The 26,388-nt window shown below is 66.6% G+C and carries 22 protein-coding genes; 14 read left to right on the forward strand and 8 right to left on the reverse strand.

What is annotated here, in order from left to right; translation table 11 throughout:
- The 5 genes from ACTS1X_RS09610 to ACTS1X_RS09630 form a co-directional block, all read left to right on the forward strand.
- A partial coding sequence (locus ACTS1X_RS09610; protein ID WP_442614171.1) for an ACT domain-containing protein occupies window positions 1–560 on the forward strand: 560 nt, incomplete at its 5' end.
- A gap of 206 nt (window positions 561–766) precedes the next feature.
- Window positions 767–1,072, forward strand: a complete 306-nt coding sequence (locus tag ACTS1X_RS09615) for a hypothetical protein (protein WP_442614172.1) — start codon at window positions 767–769, stop codon at window positions 1,070–1,072.
- 42 nt (window positions 1,073–1,114) lie between these two features.
- Complete coding sequence (locus ACTS1X_RS09620; protein ID WP_442614173.1) at window positions 1,115–1,867, forward strand: sulfite exporter TauE/SafE family protein; 753 nt, start codon at window positions 1,115–1,117, stop codon at window positions 1,865–1,867.
- A gap of 118 nt (window positions 1,868–1,985) precedes the next feature.
- Window positions 1,986–2,786 carry a tryptophan 2,3-dioxygenase gene (locus tag ACTS1X_RS09625; protein WP_442614174.1) on the forward strand — a complete coding sequence of 267 codons (801 nt, stop codon included), beginning with the start codon at window positions 1,986–1,988 and terminating at the stop codon, window positions 2,784–2,786.
- A gap of 66 nt (window positions 2,787–2,852) precedes the next feature.
- Entirely contained in the window at window positions 2,853–4,472 is a 1,620-nt protein-coding gene (locus tag ACTS1X_RS09630) for an alkaline phosphatase D family protein (protein ID WP_442614175.1), read from the forward strand.
- Between the two features lie 9 nt (window positions 4,473–4,481).
- On the opposite strand, the gene bla is transcribed toward ACTS1X_RS09630, so the two are convergent.
- The gene (gene bla / locus ACTS1X_RS09635) at window positions 4,482–5,654 is read right to left on the reverse strand and encodes a class A beta-lactamase (RefSeq protein WP_442614176.1); all 1,173 of its coding nucleotides are present in this window, start codon (window positions 5,652–5,654) and stop codon (window positions 4,482–4,484) included.
- A 162-nt stretch (window positions 5,655–5,816) separates the two neighbouring features.
- Window positions 5,817–9,038 (reverse strand): amidohydrolase family protein, encoded by a 3,222-nt coding sequence (locus ACTS1X_RS09640; RefSeq protein ID WP_442614177.1) that lies wholly within the window; start codon window positions 9,036–9,038, stop codon window positions 5,817–5,819.
- 269 nt (window positions 9,039–9,307) lie between these two features.
- On the opposite strand from ACTS1X_RS09640, the gene ACTS1X_RS09645 reads away from it, so the two are divergent.
- Window positions 9,308–10,489, forward strand: coding sequence for an acetyl-CoA C-acyltransferase (locus ACTS1X_RS09645; RefSeq protein WP_442614178.1), 1,182 nt, complete (start codon window positions 9,308–9,310; stop codon window positions 10,487–10,489).
- 136 nt (window positions 10,490–10,625) lie between these two features.
- On the opposite strand, the gene ACTS1X_RS09650 is transcribed toward ACTS1X_RS09645, so the two are convergent.
- Window positions 10,626–10,772, reverse strand: coding sequence for a hypothetical protein (locus ACTS1X_RS09650; RefSeq protein ID WP_442614179.1), 147 nt, complete (start codon window positions 10,770–10,772; stop codon window positions 10,626–10,628).
- A gap of 250 nt (window positions 10,773–11,022) precedes the next feature.
- On the opposite strand from ACTS1X_RS09650, the gene ACTS1X_RS09655 reads away from it, so the two are divergent.
- The 6 genes from ACTS1X_RS09655 to ACTS1X_RS09680 all read left to right on the forward strand — a co-directional run bounded on the left by ACTS1X_RS09655 (window position 11,023) and on the right by ACTS1X_RS09680 (window position 16,107).
- A complete protein-coding gene (locus ACTS1X_RS09655) occupies window positions 11,023–12,234 on the forward strand; it encodes an acyl-CoA dehydrogenase (RefSeq protein WP_442614180.1) in 1,212 nt (403 codons plus the stop codon).
- Between the two features lie 11 nt (window positions 12,235–12,245).
- Window positions 12,246–12,911: an enoyl-CoA hydratase/isomerase family protein gene (locus ACTS1X_RS09660; RefSeq protein WP_442614181.1), complete on the forward strand. Its 666-nt coding sequence runs from the start codon at window positions 12,246–12,248 to the stop codon at window positions 12,909–12,911.
- The gene (locus ACTS1X_RS09665; RefSeq protein ID WP_442614182.1) at window positions 12,911–14,113 is read left to right on the forward strand and encodes a CaiB/BaiF CoA transferase family protein; all 1,203 of its coding nucleotides are present in this window, start codon (window positions 12,911–12,913) and stop codon (window positions 14,111–14,113) included. Before ACTS1X_RS09660 ends, ACTS1X_RS09665 begins: the two co-directional genes overlap by 1 nt.
- Window positions 14,114–14,154: 41 nt before the next feature.
- Window positions 14,155–14,781 carry a LuxR C-terminal-related transcriptional regulator gene (locus tag ACTS1X_RS09670; protein ID WP_442614183.1) on the forward strand — a complete coding sequence of 209 codons (627 nt, stop codon included), beginning with the start codon at window positions 14,155–14,157 and terminating at the stop codon, window positions 14,779–14,781.
- Between the two features lie 63 nt (window positions 14,782–14,844).
- Window positions 14,845–15,576, forward strand: coding sequence for an energy transducer TonB (locus tag ACTS1X_RS09675; RefSeq protein WP_442614184.1), 732 nt, complete (start codon window positions 14,845–14,847; stop codon window positions 15,574–15,576).
- A 126-nt stretch (window positions 15,577–15,702) separates the two neighbouring features.
- Window positions 15,703–16,107: a GFA family protein gene (locus tag ACTS1X_RS09680; RefSeq protein WP_442614185.1), complete on the forward strand. Its 405-nt coding sequence runs from the start codon at window positions 15,703–15,705 to the stop codon at window positions 16,105–16,107.
- 542 nt (window positions 16,108–16,649) lie between these two features.
- Here ACTS1X_RS09680 and ACTS1X_RS09685 read toward each other — a convergent pair.
- A complete protein-coding gene (locus tag ACTS1X_RS09685; protein ID WP_442614186.1) occupies window positions 16,650–17,483 on the reverse strand; it encodes a class I SAM-dependent DNA methyltransferase in 834 nt (277 codons plus the stop codon).
- Window positions 17,484–17,833: 350 nt separating this feature from the next.
- On the opposite strand from ACTS1X_RS09685, the gene hppD reads away from it, so the two are divergent.
- Entirely contained in the window at window positions 17,834–18,919 is a 1,086-nt protein-coding gene (gene hppD, locus ACTS1X_RS09690) for a 4-hydroxyphenylpyruvate dioxygenase (RefSeq protein WP_442614187.1), read from the forward strand.
- A 143-nt stretch (window positions 18,920–19,062) separates the two neighbouring features.
- Entirely contained in the window at window positions 19,063–20,355 is a 1,293-nt protein-coding gene (gene hmgA / locus ACTS1X_RS09695) for a homogentisate 1,2-dioxygenase (protein WP_442614188.1), read from the forward strand.
- On the opposite strand, the gene ACTS1X_RS09700 is transcribed toward hmgA, so the two are convergent.
- The 4 genes from ACTS1X_RS09700 to ACTS1X_RS09715 form a co-directional block, all read right to left on the reverse strand.
- A complete protein-coding gene (locus ACTS1X_RS09700) occupies window positions 20,352–21,629 on the reverse strand; it encodes an MFS transporter (protein ID WP_442614189.1) in 1,278 nt (425 codons plus the stop codon). The two genes, hmgA and ACTS1X_RS09700, sit on opposite strands and share 4 nt — an antisense overlap.
- Window positions 21,630–21,654: 25 nt before the next feature.
- A complete protein-coding gene (locus ACTS1X_RS09705) occupies window positions 21,655–22,740 on the reverse strand; it encodes an acyl-CoA dehydrogenase family protein (protein ID WP_442614190.1) in 1,086 nt (361 codons plus the stop codon).
- A 126-nt stretch (window positions 22,741–22,866) separates the two neighbouring features.
- Window positions 22,867–24,201 (reverse strand): amidase family protein, encoded by a 1,335-nt coding sequence (locus ACTS1X_RS09710; protein ID WP_442614191.1) that lies wholly within the window; start codon window positions 24,199–24,201, stop codon window positions 22,867–22,869.
- A gap of 100 nt (window positions 24,202–24,301) precedes the next feature.
- Window positions 24,302–26,353, reverse strand: a complete 2,052-nt coding sequence (locus ACTS1X_RS09715) for a 3-hydroxyacyl-CoA dehydrogenase NAD-binding domain-containing protein (RefSeq protein WP_442614192.1) — start codon at window positions 26,351–26,353, stop codon at window positions 24,302–24,304.
- Between the last annotated feature and the right edge of the window lie 35 nt (window positions 26,354–26,388).

Consider the following 26,388-nt stretch of genomic DNA (forward strand, 5'->3'; position numbering starts at 1 on the left):
AGCTCGCCAAGGAAGAGGCGCTGATGGAGAAGATCGCGCGCAAGGAGATCGACGACCGCGCGCTGATGGAGGCGCTGATGCCGGGCATGGGCAGCGGCGACCTGCACAGCGCCGTGCCGCCCAAGGGCCAGGCGATCTCGATCAAGGGGCTGACGCCCGGCGTCGCCTTCCAGCTGGCCGAATGCTGCCATCCGATTCCCGGCGACCGGATCGTCGGCATCCGGCGGACGGGCGCGGATATCGAGATCCACACGATCGACTGCGATACGCTGGCCGACGGCAACGACGCCGACTGGCTGGCGGTCAACTGGGGCGACGGATCGGACGGCGGCACGGCCTCGCTGCGCGTCGTGCTCAAGAACGAACCCGGTTCACTCGCCGTGATGGCCGGCATCTTCGGCACCCATGGCGCCAATATCCTCAACGTGAAGCTCGAAAACCGTGACGGCAGCTTCCACAGTTTCTGCGTCGATATCGAGGTCCATGACCGCGCCCATCTGATGCGTATCCTCGCCGCCCTGCGTGCCGCCGACTGCGTCAGCCAGGCGGAGCGGGTCTAGGACCCGTCCGCCGGCGCCCGCGGGACGGATCCGGCCGGGCGGCGGGATCGGCAGCGCCGTTCCGGCCGCCCGGAGGCGCCCCGCGGATCGGATGTCCGGCGGCGATTTTTCCCATTCCACTGCGAAATCGAAGGGAGTATATCGGCCGTGCATCGCGGTCGCGATGAGGCGTGGGGGACCGCTCATTGTTCCCCCGGACTATGGCCATGACGGTCTCTTCACCCAATTCCCTGGACGGCAATCCGCACGATCGCGCGCGAATCACGGCATTGCTCAAGCGGTACCCGCATCTCGACGATTCCGAAATCGAGGAGCTCGTCGCCTTCTATCGCACGGCCCCGGCCGTCGACACGGCGCTCCTGACCTGCGACGACGAGATCAGGGCGAACATCGCCGCTTTCACCCACCAGTTCCGGAAGCGGATCAGGCGATGGGGCGACGCCAATGCGTCGCTCGTCGTGTACGGTCTGTTCTTCGCGGCGCTCATAATCGCGCTGATCCTCCGCGGCTGACGCCCGTTCGACGCTGCCGAGGGATCCGTGCCGGATTTCGCCTTGCAGGCGCTGCAAGATATCGCGCCTTTCATCCTCATCGGATTCGCGGCGCAGATCGTCGACGGCGCGCTCGGCATGGCGTTCGGCGTCGTCGCCCAGACGCTGCTCGTCGGGCTGTTCGGAATGTCACCGGCGAGCGCGTCCGCCACCGTCCATCTGGTCGAGGTCTTCACGACCGGCGCGTCCGGGGCCAGCCATGCCTGGCATAGGAATATCGACTGGGGCCTGTTTCGCCGCCTCGCGCCGTTTGCCGTCGCCGGCGGCATCGCCGGGGCCTATATCATCTCCAACCTCGACGCATCGGTCGCCAGGCCGCTGGTGCTCGCCTATCTGGTCGTCATCGGCGTCCTGCTGCTGATCCGCGCGATCCGGATGCGCCGGCCGATCGTGCTCAGGGATCCCAAGGCGACCCGGCCGCTGGCCCTGGTCGGCGGCTTTCTCGATGCGGCCGGCGGCGGCGGATGGGGCCCCGTCGTCGCCTCGAGCCTGCTCGTCCAGGGCAGCGATCCGCGCCTGACGGTGGGCACCGTTAATGCGACGGAGTTCCTGCTCGCGGTCACCATATCGCTGACATTCGTCCTGACCCTGAGCGTCTCCTCGTTCGGCGGACCGGTCGTGGGATTGATCATCGGCGGCATCCTCGCGGCGCCGTTCGGCGCGATCATCGTCAAGCGGGTCAGCCCCCGGTTCCTCCTGTTCGCGGTCGCGGCGGTGCTGATCGCGACCAGCCTGTACGCCATTGTCGCGAGCTGATCGCCGCCCCGCGCGCCGCCGACTGCGTCAGCCGGGCAAAACAGACTCGATGCGCCCTTCCTTCCCGCTCGACCGGAGAAGGCTTGGGTGCCCGACCGCAATCGGCTACTCCGGCCCCATGACTCACCCCCCCGACACCATGACCTATGGGCGCTATCTGGCGCTCGATCCGCTGCTCTCGGCCCAGCACCCGATTTCCGGGCGGCATGACGAGATGCTGTTCATCATCATCCACCAGACCAAGGAGTTGTGGCTCAAGCAGATCATCTTCGAGCTGGAACAGGCGCTGGGGCTGATCCGGGACGACGCGCTCGTGCCGGCCTACAAAGGTCTGGCGCGGGTCAGCCGGATCCAGGCGGTGATGACCCTGAGCTGGGACGTGCTCGCGACGATGACGCCGGCCGACTATACCCGCTTCCGCAGCGTGCTCGGCACCAGTTCGGGCTTCCAGTCCGCCCAGTTCCGCCAGGTCGAGTTCATGCTCGGCCTCAAGGATGCGAGCCATCTCAAGCACCAGGCCGAAGGGAGCGACGAGCAACGCGCGATGCAAGCCGCGCTCGATGCGCCGAGCCTGTGGGACGAGGCCAATAAGGCCGCCGCGCGCGCCGGCCTCGCCATTCCGGCCGAAGCGGTCGAGCGCGACTGGGCAACCCCCTATGCGCCGAGCGCTGCTGTCGAGGATGCCTGGGCCGAGGTCTATCGCGACACCGAGCGCTGGTGGGAACTCTACCAGCTCGCTGAAAAGCTCGTCGATGTCGACGATGCGATGGCGAGCTGGCGACACAAGCATGTGGTGACGGTGGAGCGCGTGATCGGCGGCAAGCGCGGGACCGGGGGCACGGCGGGCGTGCCCTATCTGCAATCGACGCTGTCGAAACGCGCCTTTCCCGAACTATGGAGTTTGCGCACGCAGCTTTGACGCGCCATCGTCACGGCGCTGCAACACCGGGCGGGGATAAGCGCGGGAAACAGGGAGGGATTTGCGATGACGATCACGATGGACAGGCGGCTGCTGCTCCAGACCGGGCTTTTCGGGCTCGGCGCGCTGGCGACGCCGGGCGCGGCGCGGCTGCTGTCGGCGCAGGGGTTCACCCACCAGGTGGCTTCGGGCGAGCCGACGCAGAGCTCGGTGCTGCTCTGGACGCGCTACGTTTCCGAGGGCGCACCGATGCTGCGGGCCGAAGTCGCCGAGGACGCGGAGTTCGGGCGGATCGTCGCGCGCGGCGAGACGCCGGCCCGCAACGCGCACGACTTCACCGCCAAGGTGACGGTCGACGGGCTCGCGCCGGGCCGCTGGTATTTCTACCGCTTCGTCGCGCCCGACGGCACGGCCTCGCCGGTCGGCCGCACCCGGACCCTGCCCGCGGGGCCGGTGGGTCGATTCACGCTCGGCGTCTTCTCCTGCTCCAATTTCCGCTTCGGCCATTTCAACGCCTATGCGCATGCCGCGGCGCGCAACGATCTCGATCTCATCATCCATACCGGCGACTATTTCTACGAATATGAGATGGGGCGTTACCCGTCCGAGGAGCAGGCGCTGGCCGGGCGCGATCTGATGCCGTCTTACGAGATTCTCGCGCTCGCAGACTACTGGCTGCGCTACGCCACCTATCGCGCCGATCCGGACCTTGCCGCGCTCCATCGCAATTTCCCGATGATCGCGCGCTGGGACGATCACGAGATCACCAACGATCCCTGGGTCGGCGGCGCGGAGAACCACCAGCCCGACGAGGGCGACTGGGAAGCGCGCAAGCGCGCGGCGCTGCAGGCCTATCGGGACTGGATGCCGGTCTCCGACGCGCCCTGGGACAGCTACCGGATCGGCGATCTGGCGACGATCATCCTGCCCGAGACGCGGATCACGGCGCGCAGCGAACAGCTCGATTATGCAGTGGCGGTCGGCGACGGCAGCGCGGTGGCCGAAAGCCTCGCCGCCTTCCGCGACGACGCCTGGTCGGACGAAGCGCGCACGATCATGGGCGCCGAGCAGGAAGCCTGGGTCGCCGGGCAGCTCGCGGCGTCCACGGCGTCGGGCACGCGCTGGCAGATCCTCGCCCAGCAGGTCATCATGGGCCGCACCTATTTCCCGCTGCCGCTCGCCGAGCAGATCGCAAGCAGCGACAATGAGCTCGTCCGCCAGCGCGCCGCCCTGTTCGCCGCGGCGACCCAGGCCGGCCTGCCGCTCAACCTCGACGCCTGGGACGGCTATCCGGCGGCGCGCGCGCGAGTGCTGAACGCCGCGCAGGACGCCGACGCCAACCTCCTCGTGCTGAGCGGCGACAGCCATAATGGCTGGGCCTATGACCTGCAGCGGGACGGCGCGCCCGTCGGCGTCGAGATGGCCGGGCACAGCGTCACCTCGCCGGGTTTCGAGAGCTTCGTGCCCCAGGTCCCGCCCGAGGCGCTGGCGGCCTCGATGGTCGCGGCCAGCCCCGACATGCGCTGGGCCGACACGTCGGGCCGCGGCTATCTGACCGTCACCCTGACCCCCGAGGCGGCGCGCGGCGAATGGCTGTTCCTCGACACGATCCGCGAGCGCTCGACCGCCATCGCGCGGACCCATAGGATGCAGGTCGCGCACGGCGCGCGGACGTTCGTCGGTTAGCGCCGGGGCCTAGTCGGAGGTCCGGATGCCGCCGGTGAACAGCTCGTAGCGGCGGCGCAGATGGTGGCTGACGACCTGCCCCATCACCCGCTGCATCAGCTCCTGCCGGGCCGGAATGCCGGCCCGCGTATTGCCGATCAGCACGGCGACCGCATAGTTGCGCCCGTCCGGCGCCGTGACGATGCCGACATCGTTATAGCCGGCGACCATGCCGTTGAGATTCTGGCCGGTTCCGGTCTTGTGGCCGAACTGCCAGCCGCTCGGCACGCCGCCGCGCAGCCGCTGCGGACCGGTGCGCGAGGCGCGCATCGTCGACAGCATCAGCTCGGTCGAGCGCTCCGAGAGCAGCTCGCCGCGCGCCAGCCGGGCCAGCGCCTCGACCATGCCGTTGGCGGTCGCGCCGTCGACGGGATCGGCGAGATAGCGGTCCATCGCCGCCCGGCGCACCGATTGCGACAGGCTGGATCGCGCATTGTAGAAGGCGCGGCCGCGCGCCATCGACTGCTGCCAGGTCAGCCCGGCGATCCCGGCCTGCAGCTCGCGCTCGCCCGGCCCGAACCGCAGCCCTTCGAGATCGTTGCGCTCGAAAAAGGCGCGCACGGCCTCAGGGCCGCCGGCCAGCCACAGCAGCCGGTCGTTGGCGAGATTGTCGCTGCGCGTCATCGCCTGGGTGAAGAGTTCGCGGATCGGCGCGCGGAACCCGTCATTGCCCATCCGCGCCAGCATCGGCTGGTGGAACACGACCGCATGTTCGGGGCGGACATCGACCATCCGGTCGAGCGACATTTCGCCGCGATCGACCTGGTCGAGCACGGTCATCGCGACCCAGGTCTTGCTGACGCTCTGCTGCGGCAGATAGCGCTCGCCGTTCCAGGAGACCGTCCAGCCTTCCTCGACGTCGCGGACGGCGATGCCGACCTCGCCGTTGAACGCCCGGCCGAGCGAAGTGATCGAATCGGTGAGCTGCCGCGAGGGGCCCTGCGGCGGTTGGGCGCGTTCGCGCTCGGGCGCTGCGCGCGTCTCGGACGGCGGAGGCGCGATATAGGGCGCGCTCGACGGGCTCGTCTGCGCGGCAGCCTGGGGGATGATGCCCGCACACCCCGCGACCGGTATCGCGACCATCGCGGCGAGCGCCGCGCGGCGCCAGATCGATGATTTCGCTATCCAATTCTGCATACGCATGACGAACATTTCCCTCGCGAACATTCGGCAAGCCCCCGCCCGCCGTGATTGGCGAGTATAGGCCGCACTTGCTTGCGCGCGAATGAGCGAAGCCGTGGCATCGCATCGGCGCGCCGCACCTGTGAGTCGTTTCGTCGTAATCCGAAAGCGTTAACCTCCGGATTACTCCCAGAAATAGGGATTGCGGGTGCGGTTGCCGGTGATCGTCTCGTTCATCGTCATCGGATCGTAGAGCCGGCCGCCGATCATCACATAGCGGATATCGTCGCTGTTCCGGATGTCGGCGGTCGGATCGGCGTCCAGGACCACGAGATCGGCCAGCTTGCCGGGCTCGAGGCTGCCGATGTCGCGCGCGAAGCCGAGCGCCTGGGCCGGCACGATCGTCGCCGCGCGCAGCGCCTCGAGCGGGCTCATCCCGCCGCGCACGAAGCTCCACATCTCCCAATGGGCGGCGAGCCCCTCTTCCTGGCCGTGCGCGCCGATCGAAACCGGCACGCCGCGCTGGGCCAGCGCGTGCGCGGCCGCGGCCGCCTCGTCGTCGACATAATCCTCTTCGGGCGCGATCGTCCGGCGGACCGAATTGGCCTGCAGCAGCCGCGGCGGGACATGGCGCGAGAGGATCGGATGGCGCCAGACATCGGTATGCGCGCGCCAATAGGGATCGCCGGCGAGGCCCGAATAGGTGACGACCAGGGTCGGCGTGTAGCCGACATTGGTCTGGCCGAAAAAGCTCAGTACATCCTCGTAGAGCACGGCCTGCGGGATATTGTGCTCGAGCGTCGTGTTGCCGTCGGCGATCAGCGCCATGTCCATGCCGAACAGCGAGCCGCCCTCGGCGACGACCGCGATATCCTGCTCGATCGCGGCGGCGACGACCTGCTGACGCTGGTCGCGCCGCGGCTGGTTGTAATTCTTGATGCTGTGCGCGCCCTGCACCCGGAGGCGGCGGACATGCTGCTGCGCATCTTCCAGATCGTTGATCAGCGCGTAGCGGTTCGGCGCCCGCGCGCCATAGACGATCTCGGCCGTCGAGAAGATGCGCGGCGCGAGGATCAGCCCGGCCCGCTGCATCTCGGCGGCGGGGAAGACGTGGCTCGCGGTGTTCGACGGATCGTGGACCGTCGTCACGCCGAAGGCGAGATGCGCGATCGTGTGCCAGTTCTGCTGCGGAATGATGTCGCCGACCCCGTGCGGGCCGTGGGCGTGCGCGTCGACGAGCCCCGGAATGATCGTCGCGCCGCCCACATCGACGGTCTGGTAGCCGGCCGGGATGGCGGTCGAGTCCGCCGGGCCGACCACGGCGATCCGGTCGCCGTCGACGATAATCGTGCCGTTGTCGATGATCCCGCCATCCTCGCCCTGCATCGTGACGATCCGCGCGCCGGTAAAGGCGACGCGGCTGTCCGCCCGCGCGGCCTGGACCGGAACGGCGAGCGAAACGCCGGTCGCGGGCGGCGCGAAATCGGGCCGTTCCTCGTCCTCGGCAACCGGCGCGGCCGCGAAGACGGTGTCGGCCGCCACCGAATAGAGCGTCGGGCCCAGCGACCAGTGCAGCCGGTCGCCATTGTTGCTCCAGCTCAGATAGGACGCGCCGTCGCCGCTGACGCGCACGATGGGCAACGCCGTCGCATCGGCCTGGAGTTCGATATTCTGCGCGCCCGGCAGCATCGGCACGACGAACGCGTTGTAATTCTCGGTAAAGGCCAGCGTATCGCCGTCCGGGGCCACCGCGTAGCCGGTCACCATCTCGCCCGAAGCATGGACGCGCCGGTCGCCGCCCGACAGGTCGACGCTGACCAGCCGCTGCCTGTTCTCCTCGCTGACGGTCAGGAAGATCCGGTCGCCGCTCGCGCCGAAATGGGGATTGGAGCCGGTTTCGGTCACCCGTTCGGCGGTGCCGCCCGAGGCGGATATCCGGTAGATGCCGGCGCGCTCGGACCAGTTGCCCGAGGTCAGGAAGCCGCCCTCGCCTTTCTCGAAGACGATCGTCGAGCCGTCGGGCGAGAAGCGCGGATTGCGGTAATGCCCGGGTTCGCTCGTCACCGCGCGGTCGCCGCCGCCATTGGCGTTCATCACGCGAACCTCGCCGAGCCCTGCGTCAGTCCAGCGGACATAGGCGATCCGCCGCCCGTCGCGCGACCAGCTCGGGAACAGCTCGAACGCGTCGGTCCCGCTCGTCAGCCGGCGCGGCGATCCGCCGCCGGTATCGCGGATATGGAGCCGGCCGAGGCTTTCGAAGACGACCTGCCGGCCGTCGGGCGAAACGCTCGCGAAGCGCGGCATGCGGGTCGTAAACTGGGCGGGCGCGACCTCGATCTCGGGCCTCGGCGGATCGATCACGTCGCGCGTGTCGGACACCCGGAACGGGATGGTCTGCGCCTCGCCGCTCGCCACGTGGACGCGGCGGATCTGCCCGCCGGCCCAGAAGACGAGACTCCGGCTGTCGGGCGTCCAGTCCATCCGCGGATAGGTGCCGTAGACGGTCCAGGTCTCCTGCATGTCGCGATCAAGATCGGTATAGACGGCCCGCTCCTCGCCGCTGCGCAGATCCTTCACCCAGAGCTGGGACTCGGTGCGGTCGCGCCGGACGAAGGCGATATAGCGGCCGTCGGGCGAGGGGCGCGGGTTGAGCGCGCCGCCCTCGCCGTCGACCACGGTCTCGCGTTCGCCGCTCTCCATGTCGTAGCGCTCGACCGCGAAGAGCTGGGTGTTGGAATCCTGGGCGTAGATGAACTGGTTGCCGGGCGTCGTGTTGCGGCTGAAATAGACGCCGGTGCCGTCCGGCGCGAAGACCGGTTCGCCCAGATCCTTCTGGAATTCCTCGTTCGGCCGTTCGACGAGCCGGACGCCGGCGCCGCCCGAGACATGGTAGAGCCAGACCTCGCCGGTTCCCAGCGACCGCCCGGTCGTGAAATGCTTGCGGGCGACGATATACTGCCCGTCCGGCGACCAGTCGGGCTGGTTCAAGAGGCGGAAATCCTCGTTGGTGACCTGGCGCATGTTCGCGCCGTTGACGTCCATGATCCAGATATTGTCGCCGCCGCCGCGATCCGAGGTGAAGGCGATCCGGGTGCCGTCCGGCGAGAAGCGCGGCTGCGCCTCCCAGGCGAGGCCGCTCGCGATGCGGGTCGGCGTGCCGCCGGTGATCGGCATCGTGTAGATATCGCCGAGCAGGTCGAACGCGATCCGGCTCCCGTCCGGGCTGACATCGACATTCATCCAGGTGCCTTCGGTCACGTCGATGGTCACCGGCCGGGTCGGCAGCGGCGGGTTCGAGACGTCCCATTCGGCGGTTTCGCCGCCCCCTTCCTGCGCAACCGCCGGGCTGGCGAGAGCGAGCGCCAGGGCGCTGGCGGCGAACGGAAAGAGAATGGCGCGCGACATGATATTTCCCCTGAAAGCAATTTCCCGCGCGATAGCTAGCATAAAGCGGGCGATATGAAAGGTTGGGCATCGGCTCTGGAAAGCCGTTCGTCGAAGGCTTAATTGGGAAGAGCATATGATTTTGTATTTCCGTTAGCCCTGAGCCTGTCGAAAGGCGTCTATCGGCGGAGAAGCGCCCTTCGACAGGCTCAGGGCTAACGGATTCATTCTTGACCAATCACAATTGAGCGCCAAGCGGCATTCCCGCCCTCGAACGAAAGATACCGACCATGACCGATCCGATCGTCATTTCCTCCTATGCCCGCACGCCGATGGGCGGTTTCCAGGGCAGCCTCTCCGCCGTCGAAGCGCCGGCGCTGGGCGCCACCGCCGTCAGGGCCGCGATCGAGCGCGCCGGCGTGTCGGGCGAGGATGTCGAGCAGATCTTCATGGGCTGCGTCCTGCCCGCCGGACTCGGCCAGGCTCCGGCGCGCCAGGCCGGGATGGGCGCGGGCCTGCCGATCTCCACCGAGGCGACGACCGTCAACAAGATGTGCGGCAGCGGCATGCAGGCCGCGATCATGGCGCACGACGCGCTCAAGGCCGGGACCGCCGACATCATCGTCGCGGGCGGCATGGAGAGCATGACCAACGCGCCCTATCTCCTGAAGAAGCATCGCGGCGGCGCGCGGATCGGCCATGACGCGATCAAGGATTCGATGTTCCTCGACGGGCTCGAGGACGCCTATGAGGAAGGCCGGCTGATGGGCAGCTTCGCCGAGGAAGCCGCGCAGGAATATCAGTTCACCCGCGAGCGGCAGGACGAATATGCGATCGAGAGCCTCGCCCGCGCCAATGCCGCGATCGAAAGCGGCGCGTTCGACGGCGAGGTCGTACCGGTAGAGGTGCAAACCCGCAAAGGCAGCGAAACTTTCACGACAGACGAGCAGCCCGGCAATGCGCGACCCGACAAGATCCCGACGCTGCGCCCGGCCTTCGCGAAAGACGGCACGGTTACGGCGGCCAACGCCTCTTCCATTTCCGATGGCGCGGCGGCGCTCGTCCTGACACGGGAAAGCGTGGCGAACGAAAAGGGCATGCCGGTCAAGGCGCGGATCGTCGCCCATGCGGCCCATGCACAGGAACCCGGCAAGTTCACCTCGGCCCCGGTCCCGGCGATCCGCAAGGTGCTCGACAAGGCCGGCTGGAGCATCGACGATGTCGACCTGTTCGAGGTCAACGAAGCCTTTGCCGTGGTCGCGATGATCGCGATGCAGGAGCTCGGCATCCCGCACGACAAGATCAACGTCAATGGCGGCGCCTGCGCGCTCGGCCATCCGATCGGCGCCTCGGGCGCGCGGATCATGGCGACGCTCCTCAACGCGCTCGAAAAACGCGGCCTCAAGCGCGGCGTCGCGAGCCTGTGCATCGGCGGCGGCGAAGCGACGGCGGTCGCGGTGGAGCTGGTCTAGGGAAGTCTGTTGGTCGGAGTTTCGCCAGCGCGAAACGCTCTGGATTGCTTCGTCGCCTGAGGCTCCGCGCAATGACGTAGATGGCGTGTCGGCCCCTTCCTTGGCCTCGTGAAACAGTTCAACGCTTCAGGAAGATTCACTCGCCCTCACCCACCCTACACACGACACCCGACACATGGCTGGCCAGCGCCTGCCAGCCAACCGGCGAATCCGCCGCGCGGCGGACCATATTGGTCGAGGCATAGCTGTGGCGCTCGACCGAATGGTCGAGTCTGACAAACAACGCCCAAAAATGGTCAAGCCACCATGGAAAGCCCGGCCGGGTCGCATAAACCGGGGCATCCCATGATGGCTTGTGCCGAACAAAACCGCATATGCGCCCCTGTCCGGGTGATGTCCTTATGGCGCAATTCCCATGAACCGTGTGTGACACAGGTCACCCATTTGCGCGACTCCCGCGCCCGCACATTGTGTCGCGCCGGCGGGCCGACTGTGCTAATGCCCCCGCACATCAATCCGAGGACCGCATTGCCGTGAATATCGAAACCCCCGTCAAGTCCGCCGAAAAGCCGGGATTCACCTATCGCTGGGACGATCCCTTCCTGCTCGGGGAACAGCTGACCGACGAAGAGAAGATGGTCTACGAGACCGCGCGCAGCTATGCGCAGGACAGGCTCCTGCCGCGCGTGCTCAGCGCGACCCGCGAGGAGCGGTTCGACCGCGAAATCATGACCGAACTGGGCGAACTGGGCCTGCTCGGCGCGACGATCGACGGCTATGGCTGCGCCGGCGTCTCCCATGTCGCCTACGGCCTCGTCGCCCGCGCGGTCGAGGCCGTGGATTCGGGATACCGCTCGGCGATGAGCGTCCAGTCCTCGCTCGTCATGCACCCGATCCATGCGTATGGCACCGAAGCCCAGCGCGAGAAATATCTGCCGAAGCTCGCCACCGGCGAGATGGTCGGCTGTTTCGGGCTGACCGAACCCGATGCGGGCTCCGACCCGGGCGGCATGAAGACCCGCGCGAAATCGGTCGATGGCGGGTACAGCCTGACCGGCGCGAAGATGTGGATCACCAATTCGCCGATCGCCGATATCGCGGTCGTCTGGGCCAAGGACGATGACGGCGTGATCCGCGGCTTCATCCTCGAGCGCGGGATGGACGGCCTCTCCTTCCCCAAGATCGAAGGCAAGATGAGCCTCCGCGCCTCGATCACCGGCGAGATCGTGATGGACGGGGTGTTCGTGCCCGAGGAGAACAGGCTGCCGAACGCGAAGGGCCTGGGCGGCCCGTTCGGCTGCCTCAACAAGGCGCGCTACGGCATCGCCTGGGGCGCGATGGGCGCCGCCGAGGATTGCTGGCACCGGGCGCGCGGCTACACGCTGGAGCGCCAGCAGTTCGGCCGTCCGCTCGCCGCGACGCAGCTCGTGCAGCTCAAGCTCGCCAATATGCAGACCGAGATCGCGCTCGGCCTCAACGCGGCGCTGACCGTCGGCCGCAATATCGACGCCGGCACCTGGGCGCCCGAGATGATCAGCCTGATCAAGCGCAACAATTGCGGCAAGGCGCTCGACATCGCCCGCAACGCGCGGGACATGCACGGCGGCAACGGGATCGCCGACGAATATCATGTGATCCGCCACCTCGTGAATCTCGAAACGGTCAACACCTATGAGGGCACGCACGATATCCATGCGCTGATCCTCGGCCGCGCGATCACCGGCATCCAGGCCTTTACCGGCTGAGCGGCGCGGCGATGACCGGACTCAGGATCGAGGAACGCGACGGAATCCGGCTGGTCACGCTCGACCGGCCGCCGCTCAACGCGCTCGATCTCGCGCTGGTCGAGGATCTCGCCGCCTCGGTCGCCGATGCCGATCCCGAACGGCCGGTCGTCCTGACCGGCGCGGGCAAGGCCTTCTCGGCGGGCGTCGATATCAAGGCGCTGCCCGATTATGACGAGGCGACGCGCAACGCGCTCGGACCGGCGATCACCCGGCTCACCGCGGCGCTGCTCGCCCATCCCGCCCCGCTCGTCGCGGCGGCCAACGGCCATGCGATCGGCGGCGGGCTCGTCATCCTGCTGTGCACCGACTACCGGATCGCGACCGACGATCCCGACGCCAAGTTCGGCCTGACCGAGGCCGCCGCCGGCGTCGCCTTCCCGGCCGGGCCCGAGGCGGTCATCGCGGCCGACCTGCCGCCGAGCTGGCTGCGCAACCTGGCATTGACGAGCCGCCGCTATCCGGCGGCGCCCCTGGCGGAAGCCCGGATCTTCGACGAGCTCGCATCGAGCGGTACGATGGTCGATCTCGCCTTCGAGCGCGCGCGCGAACTCGCCGCGCAGGGCGCGTTCCGCGCGGTCAAGCGCCAGGTGCGCGGGCCGCTGGCGAAGCGCGTCGCGGAGCTTGCCGCAGCATAATGGCCAAGGCGCTGTCCGACGTCCGCGTCCTCGATCTGTCGCGCGTGCTCGCCGGGCCCTGGGCGACGCAGATGCTCGGCGATCTCGGCGCGGAGATACTCAAGATCGAAAAGCCGGGCGTCGGCGACGACACCCGCGGCTGGGGCCCGCCCTGGTTCGAAGAGCAGGGGGGCGGGGATGCGGCGCGCACGGCCGGCTATTATCTGGCCGCGAACCGCAACAAGAAATCGGTCGCGATCGACATCGCCAGGCCGGAGGGACAGGCGCTGATCCGCGATCTGGCGGCGCAGAGCGATATCGTCGTCGAAAATTTCAAGCGCGGCGGCCTCGCCAGATACGGGCTCGACTATCCGCGCCTCAAGGCGGTCAATCCGAAGCTCATCTACTGCTCGATCACCGGCTTCGGGCAGGACGGCCCCGATGCGGACAAGCCGGGCTACGACCTGATGATCCAGGCGATGAGCGGCTTCATGTCGATCACCGGCAACGCCGAGGGCCCGCCGCGGCGGATGGGCGTCGCGATGGTCGACCTCACGACCGGCATGAACGCCGCCGCCGCGATCCTCGCCGCGCTCTACCAGCGCGAACGGACCGGCGAAGGCCAGCATATCGATATCGCGCTGTTCGACGTCGCGCTATCGTCGCTCGGCAACCAGGCGCTCAATTACCTCGTCTCGGGCAAGGCCCCGGGCCGCACGGGCAACGCCCATCCCAATGTCGTGCCCTACCAGCCGTTCGAGACGGCCGATGGCTGGATCATCGTCGCGGTCGGCAACGACAATCAGTTCGCGCGCTTCGCGGAACTGCTCGGCCATGGCGCAATGGCCGAAGACGAACGCTACCGCACCAACGGCGCGCGCGCCGAACATCGCGACACGCTGATCCCGCCGCTCGCCGATGCGATGAAGGCGCGCACGACCGCCGAATGGACCGAGGCGCTGATCGCCGCCCACGTCCCCCACGGCCCGATCAACACGATCGAAGAGGCCTTCGCCGAGCCCCAGGCGATCCATCGCGGGCTCAGCCATGAGATCGACGGCATGCCGCAGGTCGCGAGCCCGCTCCGGCTCGCCGCCTCGCCGATGGACGGCGCAACGCCGCCGCCGGCGCTGGGGCAGGATACGGATGCGGTACTCGCCGAGCGGCTGGGCCTGTCGGCCGAAAGGCGCCGGGCGCTGCGCGACGATGGCGTGCTCGGCTAGCGGGTAGGGAAAATCGCGATCGGCCGTGCTAATCGGCGTGCATGGCGACAAACGGAAAACGCGGCCGGCCGCCTCATGCGGACATATTGACGCCCGCCGAATGGCGCGTCGTCGAGGCGGTCCGCCACGGCCTGACCAATCCTGCCATCGCGCGCCGCCAGGGCGTCAGCACCGACGCCGTCAAATATCATGTCGCCAATGCGCTGCAGAAGCTCGGCTTTTCGAGCCGCGCCGACCTGCGCCGCTGGACCGGCGTCCGGCGCAACAGCCAACTCAATGCAAAGGACCCCGTCATGACGCAGCAATTCGCGCTCGGGCCGGTCGGCCAGATCGGCCGCACGGTGAAAGATATCGAGGCGGCCCGCCGATGGTATGGGGACGTCCTGGGCCTTCCGCATCTCTACTCGTTCGGCGATCTGGCCTTTTTCGATTGCGGCGGGCTGCGGCTCTTCCTATCCGAAGGCGAAAGCGCAGCGGCCGACTCGATCCTCTATTTCCGCGTCGACGATATCCGGGCGGCGAGCGCGGACATGGAATACCGCGGCATCGCGTTCACCAACGCCCCGCACATGATCCATCGCCACGAGGACGGCACCGAGGAATGGATGGCCTTTTTCGAGGACAATGAGGGCCGGCCGCTCGCCATCATGTCCCGGATTGCCGGATAAGGGGCCCGCCCCCGCCGTTTCGCCCTCAGCCGAAGTTCAGCTTTTTCGTGTATCCGGTCGGGCATGGTTCGGCCCCGATCCCGGAAACGTCCCAGCTGGACGGCGATGCTGGCGGTCTTCATCGTCCATTTCGCGCTCGGCGTCGCGCTCGTCACGGGATTGAGCGTCGAGATCCTGCGCGACGCGGGCGAGCGGCTCAACATCGTCGAGATGCGGGAATTCCGCTCGCCCGCGCCGCCGCCCGAAAGCCGGGAATTGCCGGACCCCGAGGAAGAAGGCGGCGCGGCTCCGCCGGACCTGCGCGCCGAGGCCACCCCCATCGTCGCGCCCGACCCCGTGATCCGCCTGCCCACGCCGCCGACCATCGCCGCATCGCCGGACCCCAATCAGGGCGCGGCGAGCACGCAGGGCGCCGCCGAAACGCCGGGCCCCGGAACCGGCGCGGGCGGCGAAGGCACGGGAACGGGCCGCGGCGCGGGCGGCACCGGCCCCGGCGGCGGCGCTCTGGTTTCCCGCGCGCGCCGGATCGCCGGCGACATCACCCCGCGCGACTATCCCCGCGCCGCCAGCCGGGCGCGCATCGAGGGCACGGTCGGCGCGCGCGTCCATGTCGGCGCGGACGGCCGCGTCACGCGCTGCGTCGTCGTCGCCAGCAGCGGCAATGCCGATCTCGACACGACGACCTGCCGCCTGATCCGCGAGCGTTTCCGCTACGAACCGGCCCGCAACGCGCGCGGCGAGGCCGTGCCGGACGTCGCCGGGCGCGAACAACGCTGGTGGCTGGGGAGGGAGTGAGGGCTCCGCATCGGTAGCGCCTCGGCTTGAATGCCGGAAAAGGGCGGGAGGCGGAACGGCTGCATTTCGGCGAAAAGATGGTAAAGTGGATGCCTGAAGCGCTCTGGATATGGCGAGGCAGGGACGATGAACATAGACGGACGATGCCATTGTGGTCGCGTGACTTACGAGGCGACGGTGGACCCGGCCTTCGTTCGAATTTGTCATTGTGTAGATTGCCAGTCGTTAACTGGCTCCGCCTATCGCGTCACCGTTCGTGCAGCGAAGGAGGATATCACCATCACCGCGGGCACGCCGAAGGTTTACACGAGGTTTGGCGACAATGGCAGCAAAAGGCTCCAGTACTTCTGCGGCGAATGCGGATCTCCGCTCTTCACCACTGGTGAGGGGGAGGATGCCGCAGTCTGGGGCATACGCTGGGGCAGCATCTCCCAGCGTCAGAACCTTTCGCCATCATCGCAGATTTGGCGTCGATCGGCAGCGAGTTGGGTCGACAGCATCGAAGGGCTACCTGCACACGACATGGATTAGGATCGACTGACCATCCGACAGGATCGCGAAGCTCTAAGGCTGTATGGAACTGCCACATGGGGGCAACACAAATACAGTTCGAAACGTCCGCAATTGGATCGATACGAGCCGATCTCGACACGACCACCTACCGCCTGATCCGCGCGCTTTTCCGTTAAGAGCCGACCCGAAACGCGCGCGGCGAGGCCGTGCCCGACGTCGCGGGGTGCGAACAGCGCTGGTAGCTGGGGCGGGATTGAGGGGGCTGGTTTGGCTCGTGACTCAGTTTGAATGTGGGCGGATAGTGGAAAACGGACATCGATCGGAACGTGCGGGAATAACTGTGTTTGGGCCGTCAGCAGTCGGTCGGCTTTCGGTGTTCCCGATCAAGAAAGGGGCCATTCGGCTTCCAACTCGCTGATTGCACGTACGACTTTACCTGCCCGTATGCCAGTAATGAAAGCTTGCACATTGCCAATTGACTGTGATTAAAGATCGGGAAGTCCCGGCGGCGTAATGTAGTCCTGAGATATGTGGTTCTCAGCAGACTTGCAGTCTAAGTATCATTCGCCATTAAAGCGTCGGACAATCTTTTCCGGCAGATGGCCGCGCTTCTTCGCGACAACTACAAAATATTCAAGCCAATCACCGTCGATCGAGAGGCGGTGCCAATATCGCTCGATGAGATGAAGATCCACGAGGTTCTCCATCAGCATGGCCTTTACCAGTTCCGCAAAGGGACTAGCCGATCCGAGAAAGTCCGCCTTCACGTTGAAGGCGAGCCACCCTTGTTTGGATACGAGGTTCATCGCCTCGATGAAGGCGGGCGCGGGAATGTCGTCGAAACCCAAAGCTGCGACGCAGGTCAGGCACGTCGCGTTCCACCTGCCCAGCGCCTCCTCTTGCGGTTTGGGCAGATCGGTTATGTCGGCGACGAAATAGTCGTCATACACACCGGGTCTGTCGCGGGCTGCGGCATCGTGTGCGGCGGGAATGATATCGAGACCCACTACCCTGGCGATCCCGCGCGCGCGCAGCGCCTCGCCGACGATGCCGTTGCCGGCGCCAAGATCGAGCACCCGCATGGTCGAAAGAGACTGGCCGGCGTTGCTCAATGCGCGCTCTAGGCGCGAGACCACCACTTCCGGCGAGCGGCATTGCAGCCGCTCATAGAACAATTGCTCATATAGGCCGGCACGTTCGTAAATAGCGCTGTAATCATGGAAACGAACCTTTTCCGGATCGTCGCCTTCATCGAGATAGAAGAAGGCCTCATTCTGGCCGAGTTCATAACTGGTTTCTTCGGGAAATCTTATCGCGTATTGCTTACCGATCGCGCCTCTCCTTGCTTCGCATGATTGCTGTTGAGAGCATAGGCGTTTGTACTCAAGCCACAACCGCTACAAATTTGCACGAATTGCGCGCATTGAATCTCAGCCATCCATTGCACAGCCCTGCTACCAATCTCGGCGCAATCTGGGCCGCTAGCGGACATTCAAACCGGAACACTCCCCACACCTCACACCTCCTGACAAAGCGCGATTCTTGCGCTATATCCGGTGCCATGAACCGACTTTGCTATTCCAACGCTTACTGGACGGTCCACCGGCTGAGCCGCTCGCTCGCGCGCTAGCCTTTCGCGCGGACCCGGCATTCGACGGGCCGCGCGCACCCCACGCCAGCGGGCTCTATGCCACGAAAAAGGCTGGCGAACCCCAATCCCATTCGCCTTTACAGGAATAGTCACATGACCGAGACACCCGAAAACCCGCCTGAAAACCTGATGGGCCTGGACGGCTTCGAATTCGTCGAATTCACCGGCCCCGATCCCGATGCGCTCGCCGATCTGTTCGTGAAGCTCGGCTTCACCCATGTCGGCAATCACCGCTCGAAGAATGTCCGCCACTACCGGCAGGGCGACATCAATTTCATCCTCAACATGGAGCCGGACGGCCAGGCCGCGACGTTCCGCGAGAGCCACGGCCCCTCGGCCAATGCGATGGCGTTCCGCGTGAAAGATGCGGCCAAGGCGCTGGAGCTCGCCGTCGAGCGCGGCGCGACGCCGGTCGAGGGCAAGGTCGGCCCGGCCGAGCTCAACATCCCGGCGATCGAGGGGATCGGCGGCGCCAATCTCTACCTCGTCGACCGGCGCGGCGCGGCGTCGATCTACGATATCGATTTCGAGCCGGTCGAGGGCGCGGCGGCGGACGACAACAGCGTCGGCCTGCACACGCTCGACCATCTGACGCACAATCTCAAGCGCGGCCAGATGGACGTCTGGTCCGAATATTATGAGCGCATCTTCAACTTCCGCGAGATCCGCTATTTCGACATCGAGGGCCAGTCGACGGGCCTCTTCAGCCGCGCGATGACCGCGCCCGACGACAAGATCCGCATTCCGCTGAACGAGAGCCAGGACGAGCATTCGCAGATCGAGGAGTTCATCCGCGACTATAAGGGCGAAGGCATCCAGCATATCGCGCTCTCGACCGACGATATCTTCGGTACCGTCGATGCGCTGCGCGAGCGCGGCGTCCGCTTCCAGGACACGCCCGACACCTATTACGACCTGCTCGACGAGCGGCTTCCGGGCCATGGCCACAATGTCGAGGAGATGCGCAAGCGCAAGATCCTGATCGACGGCGCGCCGGAGACCGGCGGCGGCCTGCTGCTCCAGATCTTCACCGAGAATATGGTCGGGCCGATCTTCTTCGAGATTATCCAGCGCAAGGGCAATGACGGCTTCGGCGAGGGCAATTTCAAGGCGCTGTTCGAGAGCATCGAGCTCGACCAGATCAACCGCGGCGTGATCCCGGCGAAGGAAGAGGCGTAATCGAAAGCCCCTCCCCTTGAGGGGGAGGGGTTGGGGTGGGGCCGGCGCTTCGGCTGCGAAACTCCGAAACCGGTATCGAACCGGCTTCTCCGTCCCCCACCCCGTGCCCCTCCCTCGAAAGGGAGGGGTTGGGAGACAGAAAAATGACCGACCTTGAATATCAATCCGGCTTCGGCAACGAGTTCGCGACCGAGGCGATGGCGGGCGCATTGCCCGAGGGCCGCAACAGCCCGCAGCGGCCCGCCTTCGGCCTCTATGCCGAGCAGCTTTCGGGAACCGCCTTCACCGTGCCGCGCGACCAGAACCGGCGCAGCTGGCTCTACCGGATGCGGCCGAGCGCCATGCACGGCCGGTTCGAACCCTATGGCGGCGGCGAGCGGATCGAGACCGCGCCGCTATCGGGCGCGGATTTCGATCCCAACCGGATGCGCTGGGACCCGCTGCCGATGCCCGAGGCCGAACTCGACTGGGTCGACGGGCTCGTCACCTGGGCGGCGAACGGCGACGCCGCGGCCCAGGCCGGCATCGCGATCCATCTCTACGCGGCCAACCGCTCGATGGAGGGCCGCGCCTTTTTCAACGCCGATGGCGAGATGCTGATCGTGCCGCAGCAGGGGCGGTTGCGGATCGCGACCGAGATGGGCCTGCTCGACGTCGCGCCGAACGAGATCGCGATCCTGCCGCGCGGGCTGCGGTTCCGGGTCGACCTTCTGGACGGGGCGGCGCGCGGCTATGTCTGCGAGAATTACGGGGCGCCGTTCCGCCTCCCCGATCTCGGGCCGATCGGCTCGAACGGGCTCGCCAATCCGCGCGATTTCCTGAGCCCCGTCGCGTGGCACGAGGATGGCGATGCGCCGACGCAAGTGATCCAGAAGTTTGCCGGAAGGTTGTGGAAGTTGGCGCTTGGGCACTCGCCGTTCGACGTTATCGCCTGGCACGGCAATCTCGCGCCGGTCAAATACGAGCTTTCCCGCTTCAACACGATCGGTTCGATCAGCTTCGACCATCCCGACCCCTCGATTTTCACCGTATGCACGTCCCCTTCGCCAACTTCGGGCGTCGCGAACTGCGATTTCGTGATCTTCCCGCCGCGCTGGCTGGTCGGCGAGGACACCTTCCGCCCGCCCTGGTTCCACCGCAATATCATGAGCGAATTCATGGGGTTGGTGCATGGCAAATATGACGCCAAGGCCGGCGGTTTCGCGCCGGGCGGGGCGAGCCTGCACAATTGCATGAGCGCGCACGGGCCCGACAAGGTCTCGACCGAAAATGCGATGGCCGCCGACCTGAAACCGCAGAAGATCGACGACACCATGGCATTCATGTTCGAAAGCTGCCTGCCGATCCGGCCGACGCGCTTCGCGATGGATACCCCGCTGTTGCAGCTCGACTATGACGGCTGCTGGGACGGGTTCGACAAGGCGCAGATCGACTAGCTCCGGGTCCTCGGTTCGCGCACGCGGAACAGCATGATCGCGAGTGCGACGAGGATCAGCCCGATCGAGATCCAGAATAGCGGGATATAGCCGAACGCCGCCGCGATGACGCCGCCGAGCAGCGGGCCGATCGCGGCCATCGTGGTTTCGGCGGAGGTCGAGAAGGCCAGCCGCATCGGCAGATCCTCGCGGCTGCCGAACTCGAGCACGATCGTCGTGGCGCTCATCATATAGCCGGAAAGCGAGGCGCCGATCCCGAAGAAGGCGGTGAAGATGGGCACCGGACCGCTCGCGCCGAGCAGCAGCGCCAGCGCGGCGAGCCAGACGAGCAGCGCGAGGATCATCGTCAGCCGGTACCCGAACCGGTCGCCCAGATGCCCCCAGAGCAGGTTGGAGACCGTGTCCGCGCCGAGAAAGGCGACGGTCAGCAGCCCGATCGCCGCGCCGCTCAGCTCCATCACATCGGCGGCATAGAGGATATAGAAGGGCATCGAGATGCGCGCCGCGACGGCGAACAGCTGGGCGATCAGGAACCAGCGATAGTCGCGGTCCGCCAGCAGTTCGGGAATGTCGCGCAGCCGCTCGCGCATCGGCATTTGCGGCCGGACGGTCGGCGGCTCGGGCTCGCGCACGAAGCGGTAGAGGACGAACAGGCCGAGGCTGGTCAGGACGAAGGAGAGCAGGAAGGTCGTCGCATAGCCGTTGCCGAGCACATCCTGTTCGATGAACCAGGCCCCGGCGAAATAGGAGAGCAAAGCCGCGATCCCCGCCCCCGCGACGTTGCGATAGGCCTGGAGCCGCCCGCGCCGCGCGATCGGGATCACCTTGGAGAGCAGCATCTGGAAGACGACGCGCTGCTGGCCCTGGAAAAAGCCGAGCAGGAAGAGGAACAGGAACGTCGCCAGGAGTAGCGGCGAGCCGGTGAGGAAATAGCCGGCGAGCGCCATGCCCAGAATCTGGACGCGCATCGCGATGCCGATCCAGAGCGCCACCGGCATGACCCGCCTGCGATGCTCGATATTGGATGCGCTCATCACGGGCGAGACCGCCGCGCCCGCCTGGAGCAGGGCCTGGCCGACGCCGACCAGCGCGTTCGACCCGGTCAACGCGAACAGATAGGCCGGCAGGAAGGTCGGCGCCATCAGGATGCGGAAACCCGTCATCCCCAGCATGCCGTGCGCGAAATGCGCTATATAGTTGCGGCGGAGATTGTCCTCGACGAACCGCTCATAGTCTGCCTCCGCCCGGCGCGTATCGGGCCGATCGCCGGTCACGTCCGGCGGGGAGGCAGCGCGCCGATCAATAGCCGTTGAACCGGGCGAAGCGCTCGCGATGGAAACCCGCATTGCCCCACTGGTTCTCGAGCACGCGCGCGCGCTTGAAATAGAAGCCCGCATCATGCTCGTCGGTCATGCCGATCCCGCCATGCAGCTGGATCATCTCGTGCGTGATGCGATGGACGACATCGTTCGCCGTCGCCTTGGCGATGGCCACCGCCTGTCCCGCGCTGCCGATATCGGCGTCGAGCGCGGCGAGCGCCGCTTCGACGGCGGAGCGCATCATCTCGATATCGCCGAACATCTCGGCCATGCGATGCTGGAGCGCCTGGAAGCTCGACAGGGTCTGGCCGAACTGGACGCGGGTCTTGAGATACTCGTTCGTCGTCGCAAACGCCTGGACGGCAAGGCCCAGCATCTCGGCACAGGCGATCACGCGCGCGCAATCCAGCACCTTGTCGCGCAGATCGTCGCCGCCTTCGGCCAGCCGCGAATCATTGCCGACCGCGACGTCCTCCAGCCTGATCTCGGCATGGCTGCGCGAGTCGACGATCTTGCGGTTCGACCGCGATACCCCGTCCGCGTCGCCATCGACCAGATAGAGGCCGTCTTTCGCCGCGACGACGAACAGTCCCGCGCTGTCGCCCTCGGCCACGAACGCCTTGGTGCCGTTGAGCCTGCCGCCTTCGACCGCGGTCTCGATCTTGTCGGGATCGTGATGCGCGCCCTCGTCGATGGCGAGCGCGGCGACGAGTTCGCCGCTGGCGATCCGGGGCAGATATCTGGCTTTCTGTTCGTCCGACCCGCCGAGCATGATGGCGACCGCCGCCGCCGAAGACGCGGCGAGCGGCGCCGCGGCCACATTGCGCCCGAGTTCCTCGAGCACGAGGCCGAGCCCGGTGAAGCCGAAGCCGCTGCCGCCATGGTCCTCGGGAATGACGATGCCGGTCCAGCCCATCTCGACCATCTGCCGGTAGACCGCCGGATCATAGCCTTCCTCATGGCCCGCATCGCGCATCTTGCGGAACGCGCTGACCGGGTTTTCCTTGTCCGACCATTCGCGCGCCATGTCGCGCAGCATCGCCTGTTCGTCGCTCAGCCCTGCCATTGCCATCCTCTTTCGCTGGCCGCACCACGCGGCTGGTTTCCGTTAACGTCAAGCATAGCTGATGGGCTATGGCAAGGGGCGCTTCTTTGTCAGAAACTTTCTGGCGAAAGTTCGCCGCACCGGCCGCTAGGTCGAGTCTGACAAACAAAGCCCCCCGATCAGCCGCGCCAGCTCGACGACCGTGTGATCGGCGTGCATGCCGCCGATAATCTGGAGCCCGATCGGCAGCCCGTCCGCATCCTCGCCGATCGGTACGCTGGTCGCGGGAAGCCCCGGATAGGTGGCGACGCTGACCCAGCCGAACTGCCGGCCGAACTCGATCTCTTCGCCGTTGATCGGGAGCGTGCGGTCGGCCATCGGCACCGCACTGTGTTCGAAAGCGGTGTTGCCGGCATTGGGGCAAAGGATCGCGTCGAATTGCTCGAACAATGCGCGATACTGCCGCCGGGCGCGCGCCTGCTGGTCGAGCATGTCGCACCAGGCCGGCAGATCGGGGAGCGGATAGTCGGACGCGGGATCGCGCACCGCGAGGACCGTCAGCAGCATGTGCAGATACTGGCCGTGCAGCGCGGCGAGATCGGGCAGCAGGTCGCTCGCCCGCGACACCGTCGCGCCGGCCTTTTCGCAGCGATCCGCGGCCCGTTCGACCGCCGCGACGATCGCTTCGTCGGCAACCGCGAGATCGGTTTCGGTGACGACGAGCAGCCGATAATCGGCGAGCGAGCGCGATGGCGCGCCCGGCAGCGCGATGTCGGAGGTCAGATTGAGCGCCAGCGCGAGATCCTCGGCCGACCGCGCCATCGGCCCCGTCACCGAAAGCGGCACGTCCGCACCGTCGGTTCCGGGGAAATAATGGCCCTCCAGCGGAACGACGCCGTAGCTGGGCTTGAGACCGTAGACCCCGCAATAATGGGCCGGGATGCGGATCGATCCGCCGATATCGGACCCATATTCGAGCGGCACCATCCCGGCCGCCAGCGCCGCCGCCGAACCGCCCGACGAGCCGCCAACGACGCGCGAGAGGTCGTGCGGGTTGCTGGTGCGGCCGTAAACCGGATTGTCGGACTGCCAGTCGGCCAGCATCGGCGGCACATTGGTCTTGCCCAGAAAAACGGCTCCTGCGGATTTCAGACGCTGCACGACCAGCGAGTCCTTCTGCGCGATGAAATCCTTCGCCGCCTCGACGCCCCAGGTCGTCGGCAGTCCGGCGATATCGTGCGATTCCTTGATCGTCATCGGCACGCCGAGCAGCGGCTTCGCCTCGCCCGCCGCGCGCGCCGCATCGGCCGCACGCGCCGCATCCAGCGCGCGGTCGAAATCGCGGACGACGACGGCGTTGATATCGGCGTCGCGCTCCTCGATCCGTGCGATCGCCGCCTCGCACTCGGCGACGGCGCTGGTCTCGCCCCTGGTGATCGCCCGGGCGGTTTCGATGGCGGTGCGCTCGGTGGTTTCGATCACGTCTTTTCTCCATGAACCGTCAGGGCTGAGCCTGTCAAAGCCCGATTATCCGTCCGAAAACGCCCTTTGACAGGCTCAGGGCTAACGGGACAAGAGACGGCTAATTGAACCGATCACCCTTTTCCGCCTTATCCGCAAGCAGCTGCGACAGCCGGAAATTCCCGCCGAGCCGGTCGCGATGCTTTTCGAGGCCCGCGACGACCGTATCGAGCCCGATCGTGTCGGCCCAGAACATCGGGCCGCCCGTATAGAGCGGCCAGCCATAGCCGTTGATCCAGACGACATCGATATCGCTCGCGCGCTGGGCCATGCCCTCCTCAAGGATCAGCGCGCCCTCGTTGACCATCGGGTAGAGCAGCCGTTCCCGAATCTCGTCCCTCGAAATCTCCCGCCGCTCGACCCCCTGCTTCTCGGCGAATTCGGCGATGACATCCTTTACCGTATCGGACGGCGTGCGTTGGCGCGCTTCGTCATAGTCGTAGAAGCCCGCCCCCGTTTTTTGGCCGCGCCGGTCCATCGCGCACAGCGCGTCCCGGACGCTTTCGATCCGCGTCGGATCGCGATGCCAGCCGATATCGAGCCCGGCGAGATCGGACATCTGAAACGGCCCCATCGGGAAGCCGAAATCGAGCAGCACCTCGTCCACCTCCCAGTAATTGGCGCCTTCCATGATCAGCGCATTGGCCTGTTGCTGGCGCGGGCTGAGCATCCGGTTGCCGATAAAGCCGTCGCACACCCCGGCGACCACGGCGATCTTGCCGATCTTCTTCGCCAGCTTCATGCAGGTCGCCAGGACCTGGTCGGAGGTCTTGTCGCCGCGCACCACCTCGAGCAGCTTCATGACATTGGCGGGCGAGAAGAAGTGCAGGCCGAGAACGGCTTCGGGCCGCTGCGTCGCCGTCGCGATCTCGTCGACGTTGAGATACGACGTGTTGGAGGCGAGGATCGCGCCCTGCTTCACGGTCGCGTCGAGCTTCGCGAACACCTGTTTCTTCACATCCATATTCTCGAACACGGCCTCGATCACGAGATCGCAATCGGCGAGATCGGCATAGTCGAGCGTCGGCGTGAGCAGGCCCATCGCCTGCTCGACCTGCTCGCCGGTCATCCGGCCGCGCTTGGCCGTGCGCTCGTAATTCTTGCGCATCACGCCCGTGCCGCGATCGAGCGCTTCCTGCTCCATTTCGAGAATGGTGATCGGGATGCCGGCCGAGAGGAAGTTCATCGAAATGCCGCCGCCCATCGTGCCCGCGCCGATCACGCCGACCTTCCGGATCGGGATCAGTTCGATATCCTTGGCGATTCCCTCGATCTTGTTCGCGGCGCGCTCGGCGAAGAAATAGTGGCGCATGGCCGCCGATTGGGTGCCGGCCATCAGGCCCATAAAGAGTTCGCGTTCCCTGGCGACGCCGTCCTCGTACGACATTTCGCCGGCCGCCTTGACCGCCTGGATTCCCGCCTCGGGCGCGTCGAAGCCGCGGAGCCTGCGGCCGTGCCTGGCGCGGAATTCGTCGAAGATCGCGGGGTTTTCGACGCCGTCGCGATTCGCGGTGCCCTCGCTCGAGCGCGGGACGGGCTTGCCGATCTGGCCGCGGGCGAAGCGGATCGCATCCTCGGCCAGGCTGTCCTCGCCGACGATCGCATCGACGAGACCGATGCTTTCGGCTTTCTTCGCCGGAATCGGGTCGCCGACCACGACCATCGGCAGCGCCGCTTCGGCGCCGACGATGCGCGGCAGGCGCTGCGTTCCCGCGGCGCCCGGTATCAGCCCGAGCTTGACCTCCGGCAGGCCGAGCTTCGCCGAGGGCACCGCCACCCGATAGTGGCAGGCCAGCGCAACCTCGCAGCCGCCGCCGAGCGCGGTGCCGTGGATCGCGGCGACGACCGGCTTGTCGCTCGCCTCGATCCTGTCGAGCACCTCGCCCAGGCCGGGGCCCTGAGGCGGCTTGCCGAATTCGGTGATGTCGGCGCCGGCGAAAAAGGTCCGTCCGTCGCAGCGGATGACCACCGCCTGGACGCCGTCGTCGCCCAGTGCCTCCTCGATGCCTTCCGCCAGCCCGGCCCGGACGGCCTGACCCAAGGCGTTGACCGGCGGGTTGTTGGAGATGATGACGAACACGTCGCCATGACGTTCGGTGGTGATCACGGACATGGAGGAGACTCCTGCAGGGTTTTTTCTTTCGCTTG

Origin of the sequence: Parasphingopyxis sp. (genome assembly GCF_052168275.1) — a bacterium.
Classification (GTDB): Bacteria; Pseudomonadota; Alphaproteobacteria; order Sphingomonadales; family Sphingomonadaceae; genus Parasphingopyxis.

Excerpts from the sequence above, each read along its gene's own strand:
- bla (WP_442614176.1), bottom strand. The coding sequence starts at position 5,654 with ATGCGTATGCAGAATTGGATAGCGAAATCATCGATCTGGCGCCGCGCG.
- ACTS1X_RS09640 (WP_442614177.1), bottom strand. The coding sequence starts at position 9,038 with ATGTCGCGCGCCATTCTCTTTCCGTTCGCCGCCAGCGCCCTGGCGCTC.
- ACTS1X_RS09665 (WP_442614182.1), top strand. The coding sequence starts at position 12,911 with ATGGCCAAGGCGCTGTCCGACGTCCGCGTCCTCGATCTGTCGCGCGTG.
- hppD (WP_442614187.1), top strand. The coding sequence starts at position 17,834 with ATGACCGAGACACCCGAAAACCCGCCTGAAAACCTGATGGGCCTGGAC.
- ACTS1X_RS09660 (WP_442614181.1), top strand. The coding sequence starts at position 12,246 with ATGACCGGACTCAGGATCGAGGAACGCGACGGAATCCGGCTGGTCACG.
- ACTS1X_RS09630 (WP_442614175.1), top strand. The coding sequence starts at position 2,853 with ATGACGATCACGATGGACAGGCGGCTGCTGCTCCAGACCGGGCTTTTC.
- ACTS1X_RS09715 (WP_442614192.1), bottom strand. The coding sequence starts at position 26,353 with ATGTCCGTGATCACCACCGAACGTCATGGCGACGTGTTCGTCATCATC.
- ACTS1X_RS09615 (WP_442614172.1), top strand. The coding sequence starts at position 767 with ATGACGGTCTCTTCACCCAATTCCCTGGACGGCAATCCGCACGATCGC.
- ACTS1X_RS09625 (WP_442614174.1), top strand. The coding sequence starts at position 1,986 with ATGACTCACCCCCCCGACACCATGACCTATGGGCGCTATCTGGCGCTC.
- ACTS1X_RS09680 (WP_442614185.1), top strand. The coding sequence starts at position 15,703 with ATGAACATAGACGGACGATGCCATTGTGGTCGCGTGACTTACGAGGCG.
- ACTS1X_RS09675 (WP_442614184.1), top strand. The coding sequence starts at position 14,845 with ATGGTTCGGCCCCGATCCCGGAAACGTCCCAGCTGGACGGCGATGCTG.
- ACTS1X_RS09670 (WP_442614183.1), top strand. The coding sequence starts at position 14,155 with ATGGCGACAAACGGAAAACGCGGCCGGCCGCCTCATGCGGACATATTG.
- hmgA (WP_442614188.1), top strand. The coding sequence starts at position 19,063 with ATGACCGACCTTGAATATCAATCCGGCTTCGGCAACGAGTTCGCGACC.
- ACTS1X_RS09705 (WP_442614190.1), bottom strand. The coding sequence starts at position 22,740 with ATGGCAGGGCTGAGCGACGAACAGGCGATGCTGCGCGACATGGCGCGC.
- ACTS1X_RS09645 (WP_442614178.1), top strand. The coding sequence starts at position 9,308 with ATGACCGATCCGATCGTCATTTCCTCCTATGCCCGCACGCCGATGGGC.